At 48.2% G+C, this 20,847-nt stretch carries 21 protein-coding genes, 1 tRNA gene and 1 pseudogene; 3 read left to right on the top strand and 20 right to left on the bottom strand.

Going from position 1 to position 20,847, the window contains the following annotated elements; translation table 11 throughout:
- Positions 1 to 24: 24 nt before the first annotated feature.
- The 6 genes from rbsC to D3D03_RS11530 all read right to left on the bottom strand — a co-directional run bounded on the left by rbsC (position 25) and on the right by D3D03_RS11530 (position 5,218).
- The gene (gene rbsC / locus D3D03_RS11555) at positions 25 to 993 is read right to left on the bottom strand and encodes a ribose ABC transporter permease (RefSeq protein ID WP_051523880.1); all 969 of its coding nucleotides are present in this window, start codon (positions 991 to 993) and stop codon (positions 25 to 27) included.
- Position 994: 1 nt separating this feature from the next.
- Positions 995 to 2,473 carry a sugar ABC transporter ATP-binding protein gene (locus tag D3D03_RS11550; RefSeq protein ID WP_026832183.1) on the bottom strand — a complete coding sequence of 493 codons (1,479 nt, stop codon included), beginning with the start codon at positions 2,471 to 2,473 and terminating at the stop codon, positions 995 to 997.
- A 12-nt stretch (positions 2,474 to 2,485) separates the two neighbouring features.
- Positions 2,486 to 2,875 carry a D-ribose pyranase gene (rbsD, locus tag D3D03_RS11545; RefSeq protein WP_119923645.1) on the bottom strand — a complete coding sequence of 130 codons (390 nt, stop codon included), beginning with the start codon at positions 2,873 to 2,875 and terminating at the stop codon, positions 2,486 to 2,488.
- A complete protein-coding gene (gene rbsK, locus D3D03_RS11540) occupies positions 2,872 to 3,750 on the bottom strand; it encodes a ribokinase (protein WP_119923644.1) in 879 nt (292 codons plus the stop codon). Before rbsK ends, rbsD begins: the two co-directional genes overlap by 4 nt.
- The gene (locus D3D03_RS11535; protein ID WP_026832180.1) at positions 3,747 to 4,727 is read right to left on the bottom strand and encodes a LacI family DNA-binding transcriptional regulator; all 981 of its coding nucleotides are present in this window, start codon (positions 4,725 to 4,727) and stop codon (positions 3,747 to 3,749) included. Before D3D03_RS11535 ends, rbsK begins: the two co-directional genes overlap by 4 nt.
- A 158-nt stretch (positions 4,728 to 4,885) precedes the next feature.
- Positions 4,886 to 5,218, bottom strand: coding sequence for a hypothetical protein (locus D3D03_RS11530; RefSeq protein WP_026832179.1), 333 nt, complete (start codon positions 5,216 to 5,218; stop codon positions 4,886 to 4,888).
- A gap of 139 nt (positions 5,219 to 5,357) precedes the next feature.
- Between D3D03_RS11530 and D3D03_RS11525 the strand changes: the two genes are divergently transcribed.
- Positions 5,358 to 5,678, top strand: coding sequence for a hypothetical protein (locus tag D3D03_RS11525; RefSeq protein ID WP_026832178.1), 321 nt, complete (start codon positions 5,358 to 5,360; stop codon positions 5,676 to 5,678).
- 753 nt (positions 5,679 to 6,431) lie between these two features.
- Here the strand turns inward: D3D03_RS11525 and D3D03_RS11515 are convergent.
- The 10 genes from D3D03_RS11515 to D3D03_RS11470 all read right to left on the bottom strand — a co-directional run bounded on the left by D3D03_RS11515 (position 6,432) and on the right by D3D03_RS11470 (position 16,539).
- Positions 6,432 to 6,680: a hypothetical protein gene (locus tag D3D03_RS11515; protein ID WP_028105779.1), complete on the bottom strand. Its 249-nt coding sequence runs from the start codon at positions 6,678 to 6,680 to the stop codon at positions 6,432 to 6,434.
- Positions 6,681 to 6,699: 19 nt separating this feature from the next.
- Positions 6,700 to 7,602 carry an acyl-ACP desaturase gene (locus D3D03_RS11510; protein ID WP_119923641.1) on the bottom strand — a complete coding sequence of 301 codons (903 nt, stop codon included), beginning with the start codon at positions 7,600 to 7,602 and terminating at the stop codon, positions 6,700 to 6,702.
- A gap of 321 nt (positions 7,603 to 7,923) precedes the next feature.
- Positions 7,924 to 9,216, bottom strand: a complete 1,293-nt coding sequence (gene eno, locus D3D03_RS11505) for a phosphopyruvate hydratase (RefSeq protein WP_026827587.1) — start codon at positions 9,214 to 9,216, stop codon at positions 7,924 to 7,926.
- 73 nt (positions 9,217 to 9,289) lie between these two features.
- On the bottom strand, positions 9,290 to 10,837 hold the full coding sequence (gene gpmI, locus D3D03_RS11500) for a 2,3-bisphosphoglycerate-independent phosphoglycerate mutase (protein ID WP_119923640.1): 1,548 nt from the start codon (positions 10,835 to 10,837) through the stop codon (positions 9,290 to 9,292).
- The gene (tpiA, locus tag D3D03_RS11495) at positions 10,838 to 11,590 is read right to left on the bottom strand and encodes a triose-phosphate isomerase (protein ID WP_026827585.1); all 753 of its coding nucleotides are present in this window, start codon (positions 11,588 to 11,590) and stop codon (positions 10,838 to 10,840) included.
- Between the two features lie 27 nt (positions 11,591 to 11,617).
- Complete coding sequence (locus tag D3D03_RS11490; RefSeq protein ID WP_028105778.1) at positions 11,618 to 12,802, bottom strand: phosphoglycerate kinase; 1,185 nt, start codon at positions 12,800 to 12,802, stop codon at positions 11,618 to 11,620.
- A gap of 123 nt (positions 12,803 to 12,925) precedes the next feature.
- Complete coding sequence (gap, locus tag D3D03_RS11485) at positions 12,926 to 13,933, bottom strand: type I glyceraldehyde-3-phosphate dehydrogenase (RefSeq protein WP_026832173.1); 1,008 nt, start codon at positions 13,931 to 13,933, stop codon at positions 12,926 to 12,928.
- 53 nt (positions 13,934 to 13,986) lie between these two features.
- A complete protein-coding gene (locus tag D3D03_RS11480) occupies positions 13,987 to 15,015 on the bottom strand; it encodes a sugar-binding transcriptional regulator (protein WP_081775999.1) in 1,029 nt (342 codons plus the stop codon).
- 115 nt (positions 15,016 to 15,130) lie between these two features.
- Positions 15,131 to 15,391 (bottom strand): glutaredoxin family protein, encoded by a 261-nt coding sequence (locus D3D03_RS11475; protein WP_035387574.1) that lies wholly within the window; start codon positions 15,389 to 15,391, stop codon positions 15,131 to 15,133.
- Positions 15,391 to 16,539: an RNA polymerase factor sigma-54 gene (locus D3D03_RS11470; RefSeq protein ID WP_119923639.1), complete on the bottom strand. Its 1,149-nt coding sequence runs from the start codon at positions 16,537 to 16,539 to the stop codon at positions 15,391 to 15,393. The genes D3D03_RS11475 and D3D03_RS11470 overlap by 1 nt, the downstream gene beginning before the upstream one ends.
- A 168-nt stretch (positions 16,540 to 16,707) precedes the next feature.
- Here D3D03_RS11470 and D3D03_RS11465 point away from each other — a divergent pair.
- Positions 16,708 to 16,783, top strand: a tRNA-Arg gene (locus tag D3D03_RS11465).
- A gap of 180 nt (positions 16,784 to 16,963) precedes the next feature.
- A pseudogene (gene clpP / locus D3D03_RS11460) lies at positions 16,964 to 17,548 on the top strand (ATP-dependent Clp endopeptidase proteolytic subunit ClpP); the annotation flags it as partial.
- Between the two features lie 133 nt (positions 17,549 to 17,681).
- On the opposite strand, the gene D3D03_RS11455 reads toward clpP, so the two are convergent.
- From D3D03_RS11455 to rapZ, 4 genes are all read right to left on the bottom strand, one after another.
- Positions 17,682 to 17,918 carry a hypothetical protein gene (locus D3D03_RS11455; protein WP_026832169.1) on the bottom strand — a complete coding sequence of 79 codons (237 nt, stop codon included), beginning with the start codon at positions 17,916 to 17,918 and terminating at the stop codon, positions 17,682 to 17,684.
- An 81-nt stretch (positions 17,919 to 17,999) separates the two neighbouring features.
- Positions 18,000 to 18,956 (bottom strand): DNA-binding protein WhiA, encoded by a 957-nt coding sequence (gene whiA, locus D3D03_RS11450; RefSeq protein WP_026832168.1) that lies wholly within the window; start codon positions 18,954 to 18,956, stop codon positions 18,000 to 18,002.
- Positions 18,953 to 19,951, bottom strand: coding sequence for a gluconeogenesis factor YvcK family protein (locus tag D3D03_RS11445; protein WP_119923638.1), 999 nt, complete (start codon positions 19,949 to 19,951; stop codon positions 18,953 to 18,955). Before D3D03_RS11445 ends, whiA begins: the two co-directional genes overlap by 4 nt.
- Positions 19,951 to 20,820: an RNase adapter RapZ gene (gene rapZ, locus D3D03_RS11440; protein ID WP_012371271.1), complete on the bottom strand. Its 870-nt coding sequence runs from the start codon at positions 20,818 to 20,820 to the stop codon at positions 19,951 to 19,953. Before rapZ ends, D3D03_RS11445 begins: the two co-directional genes overlap by 1 nt.
- Positions 20,821 to 20,847: the final 27 nt, after the last annotated feature.

Genomic DNA, 20,847 nt, shown 5'->3' with positions numbered 1-20,847 from the left:
AATATCCTCCTTTTGGATGGTAAATCACGTAGTTTGTTTCCGGTCCGCGAGTACCGCGAACAGGATGACGAGCCCTTTGACGACGAGCTGGAAGAAGGACGAGACACCAAGTAAGTTCAGTCCGTTGTTAAGTGTTCCGATGATCAAGGCACCGATCAACGTTCCGACGATCCAACCGCGTCCACCGGCTAAGCTCGTTCCACCAAGGACGACCGCTGCGATTGCATCCAGTTCGTACGATGTTCCAGCTGTCGGTTGCGCCGAGTTCAGACGCGACGTCAAGATGATGCCGGCAAGTGCTGCCATCAAACCGGACAGCGAGTAAATCAAAATCTTCACTTTGTTGACTTGAATCCCCATCAGTTTTGCAGCTTCTTCGTTTCCACCAATCGCATACGTGTAACGGCCGAACGTCGTTTTCTTCAAGATGAAGTACAGGACGCCAAAGGCAATCAACATCGTCACGACCGGGACCGGGAAGATCCAGAAGTAGCCGCGACCGAATAATTCGAACCAGCCACCTTGGCTGAGTCCGGTAATCGGCTTCCCGTCCGTATAGACGAGTGTCAGACCACGGAAGATCGTCATCGTCGCAAGTGTCGCGATGAATGGTGCGACTTTTCCGAGTGAGATGACCATTCCGTTTAACGCACCCATGATTGCGCCGACGATCAAGCCGGCAAGCACGGCGAGAATCGCTGACGTTCCGTCGGTCATCAGACCGGCGACGAACGCGGATGACAACGCAAGAATCGAACCGACCGATAAGTCGATTCCACCTGTTAAGATGACGAACGTCATCCCGAAGGCAATCAAGGCATTGATCGAAACTTGGCGTAAGATGTTGAATAAGTTATTAAGTGTTAAAAAGTCCGGTTCCATGATCGAAACGACGAGAATGATAGCGAACAGTCCGGCGAGCGGACCGAGCTTTTGACCAATCCCGAGTCGTCTCGGTTTCTTTTCCGTCAGTTTTCCTTGCATCAATTCCATGTCATTGTCCTCCTGTCGCAAGCGTCATGATACTTTCTTGCGTGGCCTCTTGTTGGTTGAGCATGCCGCTCATCTGTCCTTCCCGCATCACATAGACGCGGTCACTCATCCCGAGAATTTCCGGGAGGTCGGAACTGATCATGATGATCGCAACACCCGATGCGGCGAGTTCATTCATGATCGTATAAATTTCTTTTTTCGCCCCGACGTCGACACCGCGTGTCGGTTCGTCGAGAATCAAGACATCCGGTTTGGTTCCGAGCCATTTCGCGAGGACGACCTTTTGCTGGTTCCCGCCGGACAACGACTTCGCCGGTTGATCCATCGAGCTGTGCCGGACAGATAACGACTTCAGATACCCTTCGGCGAACTGCCGCTCCGATTGATCGGAGATGACACCGGACTTCGATAACGACCGGATTGTCGGCAAGGAGATGTTTTCCCGGAGTGAAAAGTCGAGGAACAAGCCTTCGCCTTTTCGGTCTTCCGTCAAGAAGCCGAGTCCCTGTTTGATCGCATCGTGTGGCGATTTGATTTTGATGACGTTGCCGTTTAAGCTGATCGTCCCTGCTTTCAGCCGGTCGACCCCGAACAAGCCGCGCATGACTTCTGTTCGTCCGGCGCCCATCAAGCCGGAAAAGCCGACGATTTCACCGGCCCGGACGGAAAACGAGACATCTTCAAACCGTTTGCCGGTCGCTCCGGTGACTTCGAGGACCGTCTGACCGAGTGTGACTTGACGCTCCGGATACCGTTCGCCCATCTCACGTCCGACCATTTCGCGGACGATCTGTTCAAACGAAGTCTCGGCAATTTGGTGGGTCGAGACCGAGACGCCGTCCCGTAAGACGGTGATCCGGTCGCATAGTTCAAAGATTTCTTCCATCCGGTGCGAGATGTAGACGATCGAGACACCCTGTGCCCGCAGTGCCGTCGCGACACTGAACAAGGCGCGGATTTCACGTTCCGTTAAAGCGGCCGTCGGTTCATCCATGATGATGACCTTTGCGTCCGTCATCAATGCTTTCGCGATTTCAATCATCTGCTGTTGTCCGACCGATAACGTCCGGGCGAGCTGATTGACGTCCATGAAGACGTTCAGTTCCGCCAGTTCACGTTCGGCGAGCCGTTTCATCTCTGCTTGCTTCAAAATACCGAAGCGGGATTTCAGTTCCCGTCCGAGAAACAGATTTTCCGTAACCGTTAAGTCCGGTAAGATGTTCAGTTCCTGGTGGATAAAAGCGATTCCCGCTTCTTCCGCCAGTTTCGGATTTTTATACTGTTGTTCCACGCCGTCAATTTGAATCGTTCCTTCATCGGCTTTATGGACACCGGTCAGAATCTTCATCAAGGTCGATTTCCCGGCTCCGTTTTCACCCATCAAGGCATGAATCTCACCGGTCGCCAGTGTAAAGTCGACACCCTTCAAGACGGGAACGGGACCAAACGCTTTTTTGATACCTGTCATCTCAATTTGCATCGTGCTTCCCCCTTAAAAAATGACGCCGGCGTGTAAGATGACGTTCGCATACGGTGTCGCTTCACCCGTCCGGATGATGACTTTCGCCTGCTTCGTCAGTTCCTTGAATGCTTCGTGCGAGACGAAGTCTTGCGGGACGTCGAGTTGGTTGACGACCTCAAGTGCCTTGACGTTCGTGTCGTTGATTTCCGTTGCGAGCGTCACCTGTTCAATCGCCATATCGTCGGCGACGACACGGACAACATCAGCGAATGACGGTGTTCCGAGCTCAAGTGCCAAGTCGATCCGTTCTACGCCTGCTGGAATCGGCAGACCGCAGTCGCCGATGACGACCATGTCCGTATGACCAAGATCCGTTAAGACCTTACTGATGTGACTGTTTAAAATCCCGTGTCGTTTCATGCTTCAACCTCCATCTGTTCCCGTGTCGGCATTCCGCCTTGTGCCCCGAGGGCGCGGACGGACATACCGGCTGCCTTGTTGGCAAACCGAATTGCTTCCGTCAGTGACGTTCCTTCCGTCAAGCTGACCGCGAGTGCGCCGTTGAATGTATCGCCGGCACCTGTCGTATCGATGACGTCCGTCTTGATCGCCGGCACCGTCACGATGGCGTCCCCGTCGTAGAAACGGGCCCCGCGACTGCCTTCTGTCACGATTAATTTATTCGGATACTGGCTTAACCAATGTTCCAGTGACTGCTGTTGTCCAAAAATCAAGCCGCATTCATGTTCGTTTGGTGTCAGATACGTCACGTCTTCCAGCAGCTCGTCGTCAAGGACGATGGCTGGCGCCGGATTCAAGACGACGGGAATACCGTGTGTCTTGCCGTAACGCGCCACCTGTTTGACCGTTTCCAATGGAATTTCGAGTTGTAACAAAATCATGTCCGTCTGACCGAGGAGGCTGTCGAGCTGTGCCTCGTCGTAGACGACGGCTAAGTTCGCCGACTGGACGACGACGATTGAATTATCGCCTTCTGCCAGCGTAATGTGCGCCGTCCCCGTCCGTTCGTTCGCGATCGTCTGCAGATGCGTCGTTCCGACCTGTTCCGTTTCGAAGTTCTGCCGGATCGCGACGCCGTTTGCATCGTCACCGACACAGCCGACCATTTCGACGTTGCCGCCGAGCCGGGCAATCGCGACCGCTTGGTTGGCCCCTTTTCCTCCCGGTACCGTATGGAAGGAGGATCCGATGACCGTTTCCCCTGCTGACGGACGACGATCGCTTTCGACGACCAAGTCCATCGAGATACTTCCGACTACACTGATTTGTTTCATGACTGTTCACCCTTCCGCTTCGTCGTTTCTCGTTCGATGACTTCGACCATCAATTCATGATGGACGGCCGCAATCTCTTTTCCTTCAATTCGTTGAATCAATAACTTTGCCGCCAGTTCACCCATCTGATAGATCGGCTGGGCAATCGTCGTGAGTGGTGGTGAAATCATCTGTCCGAGTTCAATTCCGTCATAACCGATGATCTGTAACTGGTCTGGAATCGCGATTCCCCGCTCAGCCGCGACTTGAATCGTCGCTGCGGCGATGACATCGTTTGCCGCAAAAATTCCGTTACAGTCGTAATGGTCAAATAAGTAGTTCGCCGCCCCGAGTGCGCCTTGGAAATGAAACGGCGACTCAATGCTTGCGACGAGGTGTTTCCCGGCAACTTCCTCAAATCCATCCCGGCGTTTTTTGATCGTCGGTAATTTTGAAGGACCGCTGATGACGACGAGTTCGGTTGCGCCGTGATCGAGTAAGAACTGTGCCGCTTTTTTACCGCCGTCGTAACCGTTTGACGTGACCGTCGGGATTGCGCCTTGCAAGACACGGTCGAGGGCAACGATCGGCACTTCGATTCCTTCATAGTTCGGGTTGTTCGAATAGTTTGTCGTGATGATCAGCCCGTCGATGTGCATCGCTTCGAGTGACTGAATATATTCTTGTTCTTTCTGAAACTGTTCATCCGTGTTACACAAAATCACCTGAAATCCGTGCTGATGTGCCATATCTTCCACAGCCCGTGCGAGTTGCGGAAAAAAAGGATTGGTGATGTCCGGGACAATCAAACCAATCAGACCAGATCGTTTTTGGAACAACGACCGGGCGACCCGGTTCGGTCGATAATCGAGCTGCTTAATCGCTTGCAGGACTGCTGTTCTTGCTTTTTCGCTGACATATCCCTTCTCATTCATGACGCGTGAGACGGTCGCAACGGAGACATTTGCCACTTTCGCTACTTCCCGGATGGTCGACATGTTCGCCACCTCTTTCTTTTGATAACGCTTACAATATGTATCATATTGTGTAACCGGTTACACATCAATCCTTTTTGCTAAAATATATTTTATTTATTTTTTGAGGCAGACGAAAAAGTCCGATCAAACGTGTGACGACAACGTTTGTCCGGACTTCTTCAATGATTGGGATGGCGTTTTTGATACAACCGTCGAAACAAGGCGACGAGAAATGCTAAAATCGCAAGCGGCTCCAGTAAGTAAATCAACAGGAACGTAATGTCGATGACCGCATCTTCCGGGTTATACCGCAGAATATAGATGGCTCCCGGTAGGAGCGCAATCAGACCCGTGATGCCGAGGACCGTTCCGAGAATCATGCTTTGACGTGAAAAACGACTCGTAATCTGATACAGACCGATAAAGAAAATCAATTCCGTAAAATAAATGATCCGGAGTTGAATCTCGTCGATCGCGGGGTCCATACCCAAAAATAAATAACGAAACAGCATCTTCATCCCCCCTACCTCTTTCTGTACCCGGTTATTGAATCCGTTAATGCACCGATTCCAGTTTGTCTGCATATCCTATCTGACTTTAGGGAATAGCTTGATAGTAACAGCTACTTAAAGAAAGTTGGGGGTCCGACCGATGAAAGAAGAACATTCGATGAAGGTCGTCAGTTGCTTAAACGACTTTTTTCAACGCAACGAACAACCACTTCAGGTCGACTTACTACGCGGTCTTCCTCCAGTCGTCTTATTGTTAAAAGATGAAGCCAAACGTTCCTTCGCAGCGGAAGCGAATTTGCACGATGAATTACTCAGCGACATCAAACGTCTCGTCCAGGAGTGTCTCGATCCGCAAACTTTACGTGAACTTGATATCGATGTCGACTTACCCGAGTTCTTCGTCACGCGTGCTCCACTCTATTCTGCTCATCATTACCTCGTTACGTTTATCGAGGATTGATTTCAAGGAGCATAATTCCATTTTGATACTACGGGATTCGACGTTTAGTCGGGTCTCGTTTTTTTAGGTCTACGAAAAAACATTCATTCGCTCGCTTTTCTAGGGCGGAAGCGTTGCTTCCTTCTCCCTTAGAAGTCGAGCGATGAATGTTTTTCTATGCACCTGTTATCACGCGTTTCACGCGACTCCTACAGGAAAAAGCGCAAGCCTGCGCTGTCAGATCTTGTTTGAGGAAACCACATGAGACGCTTCAACGTTGGATTAAGAAATCTCGTGATTAATGTGCAATAGGTTTTATCATATAGGAAATAATGTTAATGTTAAATTTGAAAAAGGAGGAAGTAATTTGGATAATAACAAATATCATAAAAAACTTGTTATCGTTCGATTAGTAGCGACGTCACTGATACTTCTGTCTTTAACACTACCGTACTTTGAATTAATGGAGCATAGCACAACTCCATTCGTTATCCTTATAACACTTTTTTTGTTTTACGTTATTGAAAATAAATATGAAGAAAAACGTAAATGAATAAGTTTGTACAGAATTTTTTTGTTAAAGATAGCTCATTTATGAATGTTGAAGATATTTTGAGGGTATCAAATTTATTTTCCCTCTTTATTTTATTTGGACTAAATATAAAATAATACTTCAAAGAACGAGCAAAAAGTGGCTCTTCTCGATTAAGAGAAAAACCACTATTTTGTCTTCAGTCTGACGATTCCAACATATATCGGAATCTAATTGAGCACTTAATTTTCAACTTCAAGAATAGCTTCGATTTCTGCCTCGACTTCTTTATTCACCATCTGCGAACGTTTTTTTCTTAATTCAAGATCCATTTCCTGATCAATGAACTCGTTCGTATGCTTATCAAAACAACTGTAGCAAATCGGATAAAAGTCTTTTTCTTCTGTCTTCAACGAATTGAATTCCCACGTGTTCAGTTCCAAATAACTGACTTGGTTATTCGTTTCTTTTCCGCATATTTCACATGTCATTTTTTTAGTGCTCCCTTCCTTATGCATCAATCTTCGTTTTTGCTGATTGACGGTCCTTGATGCGTTTCAAACGCCCGTGATATTTCATGATGTTCGCTTGAGATTGTTTGGCCTCTTCGCTCGTAGGTTGCAAGTTCTCAATATCCCAGTATTTCACGACGACATCTAATACCTGGTCAAAGTATTGGAGGGGTCCGTAATTCGTATCAATCGCAATGGTCTTCATACGCTCGGTAAAGTCCGGCATGATCGCTCCCGGCATCGAGAAATTGATGATGACATCTTCGAAGAACACAATGAAGTTCGGATCGAGTTCAAGGTGCGCTTTCACCGTGTCGCGGTAGAACGCATAGTGAAGGGCTTCATCTTTTGCCAAACGACGGAGCAGTGTCGCCAAGTCTTTGTCATGCGCTCCTGCCACTCTCGCTACGTTGTTATAGAAAACGAGTGTCGCAAGCTCTTGCAACGACGTGTAGGCCATGGTTGCCAAAGGATTCGTGAAGTCCGGGAACCAGCCGCTTTCAACGACACGTCTTCTTAATTGATGCAACCGTGTCGGATTGACGTTTCGTGTCACAAGTAAATACGTTTCCAGTAAGCTCGAGTGCTGGTCTTCTTCCGCTGTCCACGTGCGGACAAAATCATTGATGACTTCCATCGAGTTTTTAAACGTGTAATCCAAGTGCGATGTATACCAAGGTAAGTTTACTTCTGTCAGTAATGCCGTTTCCACGGCAACGATGACACCTTCCGGAAGCGTAACTTGACTCTCCTCCCAAGGAACCCGTTTAAACGACATCGCCTTGTCCCATGGAATGAATTCGTGATAGCTCCAATCAATATTGGCTGAACGCTCCTTATGTAAGCGGTAAAGTTCCTTAATGCGTGGTTCTAAGCGTATATCTAAATCTGAATTTAACATGATCATGTCTCCTTTTAGATGTTTTTAAGCTTAATCCATTTACATTTATCTAATCACTATAATGATCGAACTTAAACTTATTTATAACTATAACATTTTAATGACCAGGTAGTAAAAAACAAGGTCTTATAAATTTGATTTTTTTCACGTTTTGAACTGAATCTCGTTTGTGTAATCGATTTTTAGATTCAACTTACACCCTTTTTAACCAATCCATCAAGAACACAAAAAACCTCCTATTCATGTGCGGAGATCGCACATAAATAGGAGGTATTGGCTGTACAGCGAGTGTACAACACACTTTAAATCATCAACCCGTAATTACTTCTTGAGGTTGTAGAATGATTTGATTCCGTCGTAGACAGCAACGTCTGAAAGCATGTCTTCGATGCGGAGAAGTTGGTTGTATTTCGCGATACGGTCTGTACGTGAAAGTGAACCTGTTTTGATTTGACCAGCGTTTGTCGCAACAGCGATGTCAGCGATTGTTGAATCTTCTGTTTCACCAGAACGGTGAGAAACGACTGCTGTGTAACCAGCTTTTTTCGCCATTTCGATTGCGTCGAATGTTTCAGTCAACGTACCGATTTGGTTAACTTTGATGAGGATCGAGTTTGCGATGCCTTTTTCGATACCTTCAGCAAGTTTCTCTGTATTTGTTACGAACAAGTCATCACCAACAAGTTGGACTTTGTGTCCGATACGATCTGTAAGGAGTTTGTGACCATCCCAGTCGTTTTCGTCACAGCCATCTTCGATTGAGATGATTGGGTATTTGTCAACGAGTTGTGCGTAGAATTCAACAAGCTCAGCTGTTGTGAGGACTTTGCCTTCGCCAGCGAGGTTGTATGTTCCAGCTGCTTTGTCGTAGAACTCAGAAGAAGCGACGTCCATTGCAAGGTAAACATCTTCGCCTGCTTTGTAGCCAGCTTTTTCGATTGCTTCAAGGATAACTGTGATTGCTTCTTCGTTTGATTTCAAGTTTGGAGCGAACCCACCCTCGTCACCAACTGCTGTGTTAAGACCCATTCCGCTAAGAACTGATTTCAACGCGTGGAAGATTTCAGCACCCATACGAAGTGCTTCTTTGAATGTTGGAGCTCCAACAGGCATGATCATGAACTCTTGGAAGTCAACGTTGTTGTCAGCGTGTGATCCACCGTTGATGATATTCATCATTGGAGTTGGAAGTGTTTTCGCGTTGAATCCACCGAGGTACGTGTAAAGTGGAAGACCAAGCTCATCTGCAGCAGCACGTGCAGCAGCCATAGAAACACCAAGGATTGCGTTAGCGCCGAAGTTACCTTTGTTTTTCGTACCGTCGAGGTCGATCATCTTTTTGTCGATTCCTGCTTGGTCGAAGACATCGTAGCCGATGATTTCAGGTGCGATTTTTTCGTTGACGTTGTCAACAGCTTTTAAGACACCTTTACCGAGGTAACGTGATTTGTCGCCATCGCGAAGCTCAACTGCTTCGTGCTCACCAGTTGATGCGCCTGATGGGACGAGTGCGCGACCGAAACCGCCGTCTTCTGTATATACTTCTACTTCTACTGTTGGGTTACCGCGTGAATCAAGAATCTCGCGTGCATAAATCTCTGTAATCATTGACATTTAAATTCGCTCCTTTTTGTTTGAGAAAGATTAGTTTGTAGTGCGACCGTGACCAGTCCATCGATTGACGGGATTATTTCTTTTCTACAATCGATTTCCCGGTCATTTCTGCCGGTTGATCTGCTCCGAGTAAATCGAGAACAGTTGGTGCCAAGTCTGCCAATACGCCAGTCAATGGCTCAAGGAGTTCGACGTCCTCGACTGTGACGATACATGGAACAGGTTCTGTCGTGTGCGCCGTCATCTTGCTGCCATCGGCATTGAGAACTTTGTCCGCGTTTCCGTGGTCGGCTGTGATGATGGCTGCGCCACCTTTGCTGATGATCAAGTCAACGACTTGACCGAGACATTTATCCACCGCTTCGATCGCCTTTTTCGTCGGCTCGAGCATACCCGAGTGACCGACCATATCGGGATTGGCGAAGTTGAGGATGATGGCGTCGTGTTCGTCCGTGTTGATTGCGTCAACGAGTGCTTCCGTTACTTCATAAACACTCATTTCCGGTTTCAAATCGTATGTCGCGACTTTTGGAGATGGGATCAGAATCCGATCTTCTCCTTCATACGGCTCTTCACGTTGACCGTTAAAGAAGAACGTGACGTGCGGGTACTTTTCAGTTTCCGCAATCCGTAATTGTTTAAGGCCTTGTTTTGATAACGTTTCACCGAGTGTGTTTTTGATGTCTTCCGGTGGGAAGACGATGTCCGTATCAATCGCATCCGAGTACTTCGTCATCGAGACGAGCAGCAGGTTCTTCGGTGCGTTGTCCGGCAATTCAAATCCATTGAAGCCTGTTTTTTCTTTGTACGTCTTGGCGAGCTGAATCGCACGGTCCGGACGATAGTTGAAGAACATGATCGCATCGTTATCGTGGATCGGTGCTACTGGAGTACCGTCTTCCTGCACGACTACCGTTGGTTCAATGAACTCATCTGTGACGTCTGTTTTGTACGAAGCTTCGACCATCGCGATTGGGTCTTTTGTTGTCGGACCGTCTGCGAACGTGATGACGTCATAGACTTTCTTGACGCGTTCCCAGCGGTTGTCGCGGTCCATCGCGTAATAACGACCAGAGACACTTGCGAATTGACCGACGTTTAACTCGTCCATCTTCGCTTGTGCATCACGGAGGAAACCGGCTCCTGATTGTGGATCACAATCGCGGCCATCCGTGAAGGCATGGAGATAGACTTTTTCGATTTCGTGAAGTTTCGCGAATTCAAGCACTGCATACAGGTGGTTGATGTGACTGTGGATTCCACCGTCAGAGACCAAACCGAAGATATGAAGGGCTGAACCGTATTTCTTCACGTGACCTGCCGCATCGTTCATCGCTTGACGCGAGAAGAACGAGCGATCCTTAATGGCATTGTTGATTCGGGATAGCGATTGATAGACGACGCGACCTGCTCCGATGTTCAAATGACCCACTTCTGAGTTCCCCATTTGTCCTTCAGGCAAACCAACGTATTCTCCTTGCGCATTCAACAATGTATGGGGGTAGTGTCCCCAGTAACGGTCGAAGTTCGGTTTATTTGCTGCCGTGACAGCATTTCCGAACTCCTCGTCACGCATACCGAAACCATCAAGGATGATCAGTGCGACTGGACGTTTTTTCATTTAAATCGCCTCCAACAGTTTGAGGAACGATCCTGTCTCAAGACTTGCGCCACCAACTAAAGCACCGTCGATGTCAGGTTGAGCCATGTATTCTTTGATGTTGTCCGGTTTGACACTGCCGCCGTACTGGATGCGGACTGCTTCTGCAGCTTCCGTACCGAATTCAGCTGCGATGACATCGCGAACGAATTTACAAGAATCTTGTGCATCTTGTTCTGTTGCTGATTTTCCTGTTCCGATTGCCCAGACAGGCTCATACGCGACAACAAGGTTTTTGACTTGATCAACTGTTAAGCCTTTCAAGCTGTTCGTTGTTTGCTCACGGATCACTGATTCGAATTTTCCGCCTTCGCGTTCTTCGAGTGTTTCACCGACACAAACGATTGGCACGATACCATGCTCAAATGCTTTTTTCGTTTTGCTGTTGATGAACGCATCTGTTTCTCCGAAATACTCACGACGTTCTGAGTGACCGAGGACGACGTATGTTACGCCAAGTTCTTTGAGCATCACTGGGCTGATTTCACCTGTGAATGCGCCGCTCTCTTGGTCGTACATGTTTTGAGCGCCGATTTTCAGGTCCGTTCCAGCTGTCGCTTCTGTCAAGTGTGCAAGGAATACAGACGGTGCACAGACAGCCGCGTCGACTTTCGAAGAAGCGGGTACAGTTCCTTTGACTTCCTCAGCGAATGCCACAGCATCCTTGAGGGTAAGATTCATTTTCCAGTTACCTGCGATAATTGGTTTACGCATTGAAAACACTCCCTTGTGAACTTTAGATTACTTGTCGTTAAGCGCTTCGACACCTGGAAGAGCTTTTCCTTCCATGAACTCGAGGCTTGCGCCGCCACCAGTTGAAATGTGACTCATTTTATCTGCAAGACCAAACTTCTCAGCCGCTGCAGCAGAATCTCCACCACCGATGATCGAGTATGCATCGCTGTCAGCTAATGCTTGAGCGACACCTTTTGTTCCGTTTGCATATTTATCAAGTTCGAACACACCCATTGGTCCGTTCCAGACAACGAGTTTCGAAGACTTGATTGCTTCTGCATACAGTTCGATTGTTTTTGGACCGATATCGAGTGACATGTGATCCGCTGGGATACTGTCGATGTCGCGTGGTCCAACATATGTTTCTTCGCCGAATTCCTTCGTGATGACACAGTCAACCGGCATCAAGAACTTCACGCCTTTGTCTTCTGCTTTTTTCATGAATTCCTTCGCCTGTTCGATTTTGTCGACTTCAAGAAGTGACGTACCGACTTCATAACCTTGAGCTTTGAGGAATGTATAAGATAATCCTCCGCCGATGATCAACGTGTCGACGATATCAAGCAAGTGATCGATGACGCCGATTTTGTCAGCGACTTTCGAACCACCGATGATCGCCGTAAACGGACGATCCGGGTTTGAGAGAGCCTTACCGAGAACTTGAAGTTCTTTTTCGATCAATAATCCTGCTACAGCTGTATCGACATGATGAGCGATACCTTCTGTAGAAGCGTGCGCACGGTGAGCTGCACCAAATGCGTCGTTGACGAAAACATCTGCAAGTTTCGCAAAACCTTCTGCGAGTTCAGGATCGTTTTTCGTTTCACCTGGGTAGAAACGAACATTTTCAAGAACGATGACATCGCCTTCTTCAAGCTTGCTGACCGCTTCTTCAGCGACCGGACCGTATGCTTCTTCAACGAGCTTGATTTCTTTACCAAGCAGTTCGCTGAGGCGTGCTACGACTGGTGCAAGTGAGAATTCAGGGTTCTTCTCGCCTTTTGGACGTCCCATGTGGCTTGCAAGAATGACTTTCGCTCCACCGTCAACCAAGTGTTTGATTGTCGGAAGGGCAGCACGGATGCGTGTATCATCTGTGATCTTGCCATCTTCTAGCGGTACGTTGAAGTCCACACGTGTAAACACGCGTTTTCCTTTTACATCGATATCGCGAATTGATTTCTTATTCATACATTCGTCCTCCGTCTCATACGTATAGTGAGGGGCTAGTGCGCCCCTCCAGACTTTTTTCCGCAATAAGAGCGGAGACTGTATCGTTTCCGCTCTTATTCAATTGCTATTTAATTGCTCGAATTACTTAGCGATTTCTGCGAAGTGTTTGAGTGTGCGAATGAGCTGGCTAGTGTAAGACATTTCGTTGTCGTACCAAGCAACTGTTTTAACGAGTTGTTTGTCGCCGACTGTAACGACTTTCGTTTGTGTTGCATCGAAGAGTGATCCGTAAGAGATACCAACGATGTCAGAAGAAACGATTTCGTCTTCAGTGTAACCGTAAGATTCGTTAGCTGCTGCTTTCATCGCTGCGTTAACTTCTTCAACTGTTACTTTTTTCTCAAGAACTGTTACGAGCTCAGTGAGTGAACCTGTAGCGACTGGTACACGTTGTGCAGATCCGTCAAGTTTACCTTGAAGTTCTGGAAGTACGAGACCGATTGCTTTAGCAGCACCAGTTGAGTTAGGAACGATGTTAGCTGCCGCTGCACGTGCACGACGGAAGTCACCTTTAGGGTGTGGAGCGTCGAGTGTGTTTTGGTCGCCAGTGTAAGCGTGGATTGTTGTCATGAGACCTTCAACGATTCCGTACTGATCTTGAAGAACTTTAGCCATAGGCGCGAGACAGTTCGTAGTACATGAAGCACCAGAGATAACTGTTTCAGTTCCGTCAAGGATTTCGTGGTTCGTGTTGAAGACAACTGTTTTCATGTCGCCAGTAGCAGGTGCTGAGATAACGACTTTTTTAGCTCCAGCTTTCAAGTGAAGCTCAGCTTTTTCTTTGTCTGTGAAGAAACCAGTACATTCGAGAACGATGTCAACACCGAGCTCGCCCCATGGGAGTTCTTCTGGGTTGCGGTTAGCAAGTGTTTTGATTTCTTTACCGTTGACGAGGAAGTAACCATCGTGTACTTCAACTTCGCCGTCGAAACGACCTTGAGTCGTATCATATTTCAAGAGGTGTGCAAGCATTTTAGTGTCTGTAAGGTCATTGATTGCGACTACTTCGATTCCGTCAAACTGAAGAATTTGACGAAGTGCTAAACGTCCGATACGTCCAAATCCATTAATACCAACTTTTACTGCCATGATAATTTTCCTCCTTTTAATGTAAAGCGAGTTATCTATTATTCAAAAGGGGGCTACCCTTTCAAAATCGTTGTTGCTGCCCCTTCATCCGTAATCAGGATGATGTCCGGGGACTGTTTGACATACGCATTGATGGCTTCCGCCTTGGAATGTCCGCCGGCGACGACGATGACGTGTTCGACTTGTTTTAAGTCGTCGAGTTGAAGACCAACCGTCTTCACCCGGTGCACGATTTTCCCGTCCCGATCGAAGTAATACCCAAATGCTTCCGCAACTGCGTGCTCGGTTTCGAGCTGTTCCAGTAACTCCGTTGAAGCACGACGACGTTTTGCCATCGTTTTTGCCTCACCAATTCCATGTACCACGATTGACGCATCTCTAATCATTTGTAACACATTTTTTATGCTCGGCTCTTCCACCATCTTGACAAACGTTTCCTTACTGACCATGTCCGGGATGTGCAACAAGTGATAATCACTTTGTGCACGAGACGCCATCCGTGAGCAGACCGTGTTCGCTTGTAATTCCAGTGTTTCACCTAAGCCGCCACGTGCCGGTACAAAGGTCATCGGACGATTTTCCTTATCGGGCGACATCATCGCCGCGACGGAAGCCATCGTCGTTCCTCCTGTGACTGCAATCGTGTTGTGTACAGATGAAGAAAGTTCTCGTTTCAAACGTGCGACGGTCGCACGTCCCATATCGCGTTGTACCCAAAATGTCTGATCCGAGTCACCCGGTACGATGACGACATCCCGTACGCCGAGTTTTTCCTTCAAGGCTTTCGCCATATCGGAAATACCGGCCAGTTCTGCCATCACGCTGTGCATACTCCGTAAAACGGTCCGTCCTTCATCCGTTAAAGACATTCCCTGTGTCGCCACTTCGAGCAAGCCTTGCTCTTTTAGGAAGTCCACTTCCCGGCGCAACACCCGTTCCGTCAAGCCGAGGCTTGTCGCAAGTGTCCGTCGGCCGATCGGCTGCATGAGCCGGACATAATGAAGTATGTCGTAACGTGTCTGCATTTCTTCGATCAGATCAGGCACGATTCGTTTTTGGATCTGTACTAACTGCCGAATCATGTATTCCCGCTCCTCTCAAAATTGCTGGACACTTTACGTCCCGCGTGTCGTATCTCGTCCCACTTGGTACATTCTCACTATAACAGCCTCTGTTCGAGGTTTCAAGCCTCGCCCTTTAACTTTTTTCAAGTAAGCGGTTTCTTAGTGTGTCTGTCTCAAATTTGCCATAACTCCAAATTTCAGACTGATACATAACGACGGGAATTTCATATAAAAACCGTAAACTGAGCGCTGCATCTTCATCAATGTTGATTTCCTCGAACGTCCACTCCGGGAATTCGTCGAGTACGAAATCAAGTAAGACGGCGGCTTCCTCACATAGCGTACAACCCGGACGTGAATACAGTGTTAAGCTCTTGTGTTCTTTTGTTTGCATCAGTCATTCGCCTTTCGTTTCTTCATGATGTCGGACCGGGTCAAATCAAGGCTCGCCCGGTACTTCGCGACCGTCCGGCGTGCGACACAGATGCCGTCCGCCGCTAACCGGTCTGTGATGTGCTGATCCGACAACGGTGTCGTCGCTTCCCGAATCAATTGTGCGATTCGGACCTTGATCAAAAAGCTCGACGTCCCGTCCTTCGTCCGGGAAACAAAAAAGTTCTCGAGATTGTGTGTCCCGTGGATAGTCCGGATCGTTTTATGCGCAATCGCCCGACCAACCGTCGACGGATGATGTCCGGTTTGTTCCGCGATTTCCTTTTTCGTGAGGGGTTCCAGATGAAGTTCGCCTTGAAACCATCTCACCTGCCGTTTCATGATGACGTCCAAGATCGCCTGTAACGTGACGCGACGCCGTTCATAGGCGCTTAAAAAGGGTTTTGCTTCTTCGAGATTCGTCCAGGACGTGTCGAGCGGCAACTCGTACCACTCCACGTGAAGTTGATCGTCAACCATTCGAACTTCCGCTTCCGGCATCATAACGACGGTCGTTTCCGGTAAAAGAGGCGTTTTCGGCAGTCGATTGATCTGCTTCTTCACTCGTCGCTGCTCTTCGTCGTCAAGTCCGGCTAATACGTCCTGTAGTGATTGCCCGTCATGGAGTTCTGCCACCCGATCAATGAGTGTGGCATCTTCTAATTCCATGGCATGCAACAACCGACACTCCGTTTCCGAACGTGCCGCGATACCGGTCGGCTCGCATCGTTGAAGCAGTTCGCGGGCCTGCTTGATCAGCGTGGCTTCACTTTTTAAACTAGTGGCAAGTTGTGCATCCATCGTTCTGAGTAATCCATCCGCATCTAAGTACATGATGAGTTGTTCCGCCATATATCTTATTTCCTGTCTGACCGATTCTAAACGTATTTGCTTCAGAAGATCCGCTTCAAACGACTCGATCCGATTCGCGACTTGCTCGAGATCCGGATGAATCGTTTTTCTTCCATTATGTTTATGAGACGTAGCGCGACGAATCATTCGATAGAGATGTTCCTCAAGCTCGGCCCGTGATTCTTCCAAAATCGCCAACTGAAACAAATGCGATGCTGACATCACGAGACGTTGTGTCTGTTCCTGCCTCTGTTCCATCCCTTCACCTTCCGTTTCTCAGACTTGATCGGTACCTGTTTCTATTATAATCGACCGGTCGATTCTTGCCCGGATTCAAGCCATCTGTAAAAAAACAAGAAATTTCACAATCTAGTATTGCTTTCCTGAAAAAATGTCGGTATACTATTAATTGTTCAGTAAAAACATGCACCCGTAGCTCAGGGGATAGAGCACTGGTTTCCGGTACCAGGTGTCGGGAGTTCAAATCTCTCCGGGTGTACCATACTTGAATCTACAGGCAATGCCGTTATCGGTATTGCCTTTTTTCTATACTGATATGTTTAGCTCAATCCGTTTCAGGAAAAATACATAAAACCTACAGCGTATCTTTTGACCAATATTGACCAAAGGATTATGATAAGGACAAGTCGAATATGAGCTACATACCAACTATAAGGAGGCAAAGACTATGTTAATTCCAACAGTCATCGAACAAACCAACCGCGGGGAACGTGCTTACGATATCTATTCACGTTTGCTCAAGGACCGTATCATCCTTCTCGGGAGCGCGATTGACGACAACGTCGCCAACTCAGTCGTTGCCCAGTTGCTATTCCTAGCAGCCGAAGATCCAGATAAAGAAATCTCGCTTTACATCAACAGCCCAGGTGGTTCAATCACAGCGGGTATGGCGATTTACGATACGATGAACTTCATCAAACCACAAGTTTCAACAATCTGTATCGGAATGGCTGCCTCAATGGGTGCTTTCTTGCTTCAAGCCGGCGCTAAAGGAAAACGTTTTGCGCTTCCGAACGCTGAAATCATGATTCACCAACCACTTGGTGGAACACAAGGTCAAGCATCAGATATCAAAATCCACGCAGAACGTATCATCAAAATGCGTGAACACTTAAACAAAATCATGGCTGAAAACACAGGACAACCACTTGAAGTCATCGAGCGTGATACAGAGCGCGATAACTTCATGTCTGCTCAATCAGCAGCAGACTACGGTTTAATCGACCGTGTCATGGAACGTGCGTAAGCTGTTTCAGCAACCCGTCTTCACTTCATGTGAAGGCGGTTTTTTTTGTCGGTTTCTCCAGTAGAACAAAAAAAGACCGCCGTCTTGTACCTTTCCGTTAAGAAGGAAGTACGCAGACAACGGTCCTTGTTCATTAATCGATCATGTCCGTGATATCAGATACGATATCATGGTTTTCGCGGATCAGCGTGTAGATGCCGTTCGCATGTGGTGAAAGTTCTTCTTCTGCCTGTAATTGCTTCAGGAATAAAGAAGTCGCAAATGTCACGAGTGTACTTTTTGGAACCCCGATCGCTTTTGCTTTTTTCGTAAGCACTTCATCAAACTTCGCATCAACTGTCAGCGAAATACGTTTTTTCTCATTAGCCATTTCAAAAACTCCTTAATTCGAACATTTAGTTGCACCGACTATATATTATAGTAGACTATGGTTCATCTCGCAAGTTACTCCCTAAAGAGCCCCGGTCATCGATTCCCCGTTCCGGATTTTATCCGCGATTTGATCAATCTTGCGCAATCGATGATTGATACCTGATTTTGAGATGGAACCACTTTCGACCATCTCGCCTAACTCCTGTAATGTCACGTCTTGGTGCGTCACACGCAAGATCGCGATTTCTCTCAGTTTGTCCGGTAAGACATCGAGTCCGACCGTCCGTTCAAGAAACTTGATGTTCTCGACTTGCCGCAGCGCCGCTCCGACCGTCTTGTTGAGGTTCGCCGTTTCACAGTTAACGAGTCGGTTGACCGAATTGCGCATGTCCTTGAGGATGCGGACATCTTCAAAACGCAACATCGAATAGGTCGCTCCGACGAGCTTAAGAAAATCGGAAATCTTTTCACTTTCCTTGATGTAGAGGATATGCCCTTTTTTCCGTTCAATCGCTTTCGCATTGAGGTCAAACTGGTTCGTCAGACTCCGGAGCGCCGCATTGTGCTCCTCGTATAAACTGAAAATCTCAAGGTGATACGACGAGGTCGCCGGGTTATTCAAGGATCCGCCGGCTAAAAACGCACCGCGCAGATACGCCCGGGCACGGCGTTCATCGTTCAGAATCGAATCGCTGATCGAGCGGATCATCGTGAATCCTTCACCGAGGATGCCGAGGTCCTGCAGGATTTTATCCGCCTGTTGTTTGACGCGGACGATGTAGACGTTATTTTTTTTGAGCCGCATTTTCTTCCGGACCAATAAGTCGAGGTGGACGGCGTAAGCCCGTTTGAGCAACGAGTAGATCCGGCGGGCAATCGACGCATTTTCCGTTGAGATATCAAGCGTCAAGCCGCGTCCAAGACCAAATGAAATCGCTCCGTTCATCCGCGCAAGTGCGGCAAGCTCGGCCTTCATCTCGTGGTCGGTGATGGCGATTTGGGTTAATTCTTTTTTGACTTCTGAAGCAAAACTCACGTCAGTTCCTCCTTCCCTTCGAATTGACGGACACGCCGAATCGATAAGACCTTCCGCATGACAAGACTGGCGACGGCATCGGAGTCGTGGCGGATGAAATGGTGGTTGTAGTCCACGATATCATCGGCGAGCACTTCAATTCCGGCCTGTTCGAAACTCGTCTCATCATACGTCACGATATCGGCGTGATCCTTCTGGTATTTTCGTAAATAACTGATGTCGATCGATTCATTGTTGACGATGATCGTATCAATCACTCCTTTGCCAAGGAATCGTTCCAAGACATTCAGGTGATCGTTGGCCGTAAAGGCGGTCGTCTCACCCGGCTGCGTCATGACGTTACAGATATAGACGACCGGTGCCAACGATTGTTTGATCGCATCGCGGATTTCTTCAATCAGGACGTTCGGAATGACACTCGTATACAGACTGCCTGGTCCAAGGACGATGACATCGGCGTCAAGAATCGCTTGGATTGCTTCCGGAACCGGACGGACGTTTTCTTCTTCGAGGAAAATCCGTTCAATCACTTTCCCGACCTTTGGAATCAACGACTCCCCTTTGACGATCGTCCCGTCTTCAAACTCGGCACACAAGGTGATCGTCCGCTCCGTCGCCGGATAGACTTTCCCTTCGGCATTCAACAGTTGACCCATGACACCGATTGCTTCGACAAACGAGCCGTTACACAGCTGGGTCGCCGCCGTCAGCATCAAGTTCCCGAGCGAGTGACCATGCAACCCTTCTCCCGTTTCAAACCGGTACTGCATGATCCGGTCCATCAACGTCTCGGATTTCGAGAGCGAGACGATGACGTTTCGGATATCGCCCGGCGGCAACATATTAAATTCCGTCCGCAGGCGACCGGAACTGCCTCCGTCGTCGGCGACCGTCACGATGGCCGTGATATCAAGCGGATAGTGTTTCAGTCCGCGCAAAAGAGTCGATAGGCCCGTTCCTCCGCCGATGGCGACGACTTTTCGTTCCCATTTCATCACTTCTCCTCCTTCGCATGCACATAATCCCGGTGGTTCGTCACGATATGGTATTGATTCTTGAATTCTTTACTGATTGCTTCCGCAAACGTAATCGAGCGGTGTTTGCCGCCTGTACAGCCGAGTGCGACGACAAGTTGTGATTTCCCTTCCCGCTCGTACTGGGGAATCAGGAATTCAAGCATGTCGACAAGCTTTTTATAAAACAGTTTCGCTTCCGGCCACTGCATGACATACGACGAGACTTCGAGATCAAGTCCGGTCTTCGGCCGCAGTTCCGGAATGTAAAACGGGTTCGGTAAGAACCGTAAGTCAAAAACGAGATCAGCATCGAGCGGCAGACCGTGCTTGAATCCAAACGACATCACGTTGACGGTGAACGGAATCCGTTCGCCTTCCGTGAACTCTTTTAAAATCCGCTCCTTGAGAGCAAGCGGCTTGATGTCACTTGTATCCATCAACAGTTGCGCCTTGTCGCGGAATCCTTCGAGCAACGTCCGTTCGCGTTCAATCCCGATCAATGGAGACGCCGTCGGTGCGAGCGGATGGGAACGACGGGATTCCTTATACCGGCGGACGAGCACGTCATTGCGGGCGTCGAGATACAGCATCCGGATTTGCAGATTCGTTTTCTTTAAATCTTCGTAAACGACAAAGAAACTATCGATGAAATCACGAGCCCGTGTATCGATGGCGACGGCGATTTTCGGACGCACCTGCCCAATCACTTCAATCAATTGTGGTAGTAACGTCGGCGGTAAATTGTCGACACAAAAGTAGCCCAAGTCTTCAAAGCTATTCATCGCGACCGTTTTTCCGGCGCCACTCATTCCTGTGATGATGACCAGTTGCGGTTGATTCTGTTCCATCTCTTCGCCCTCCAGACAACAGTTCCG

Origin of the sequence: Exiguobacterium sp. RIT452, assembly GCF_003598705.1 — a bacterium.
Lineage (GTDB): Bacteria > Bacillota > Bacilli > Exiguobacteriales > Exiguobacteriaceae > Exiguobacterium_A > Exiguobacterium_A undae.
The sequence above is the reverse complement of the archived record's forward strand: the minus strand, read 5'-3'. Positions and strand labels throughout refer to the sequence as shown.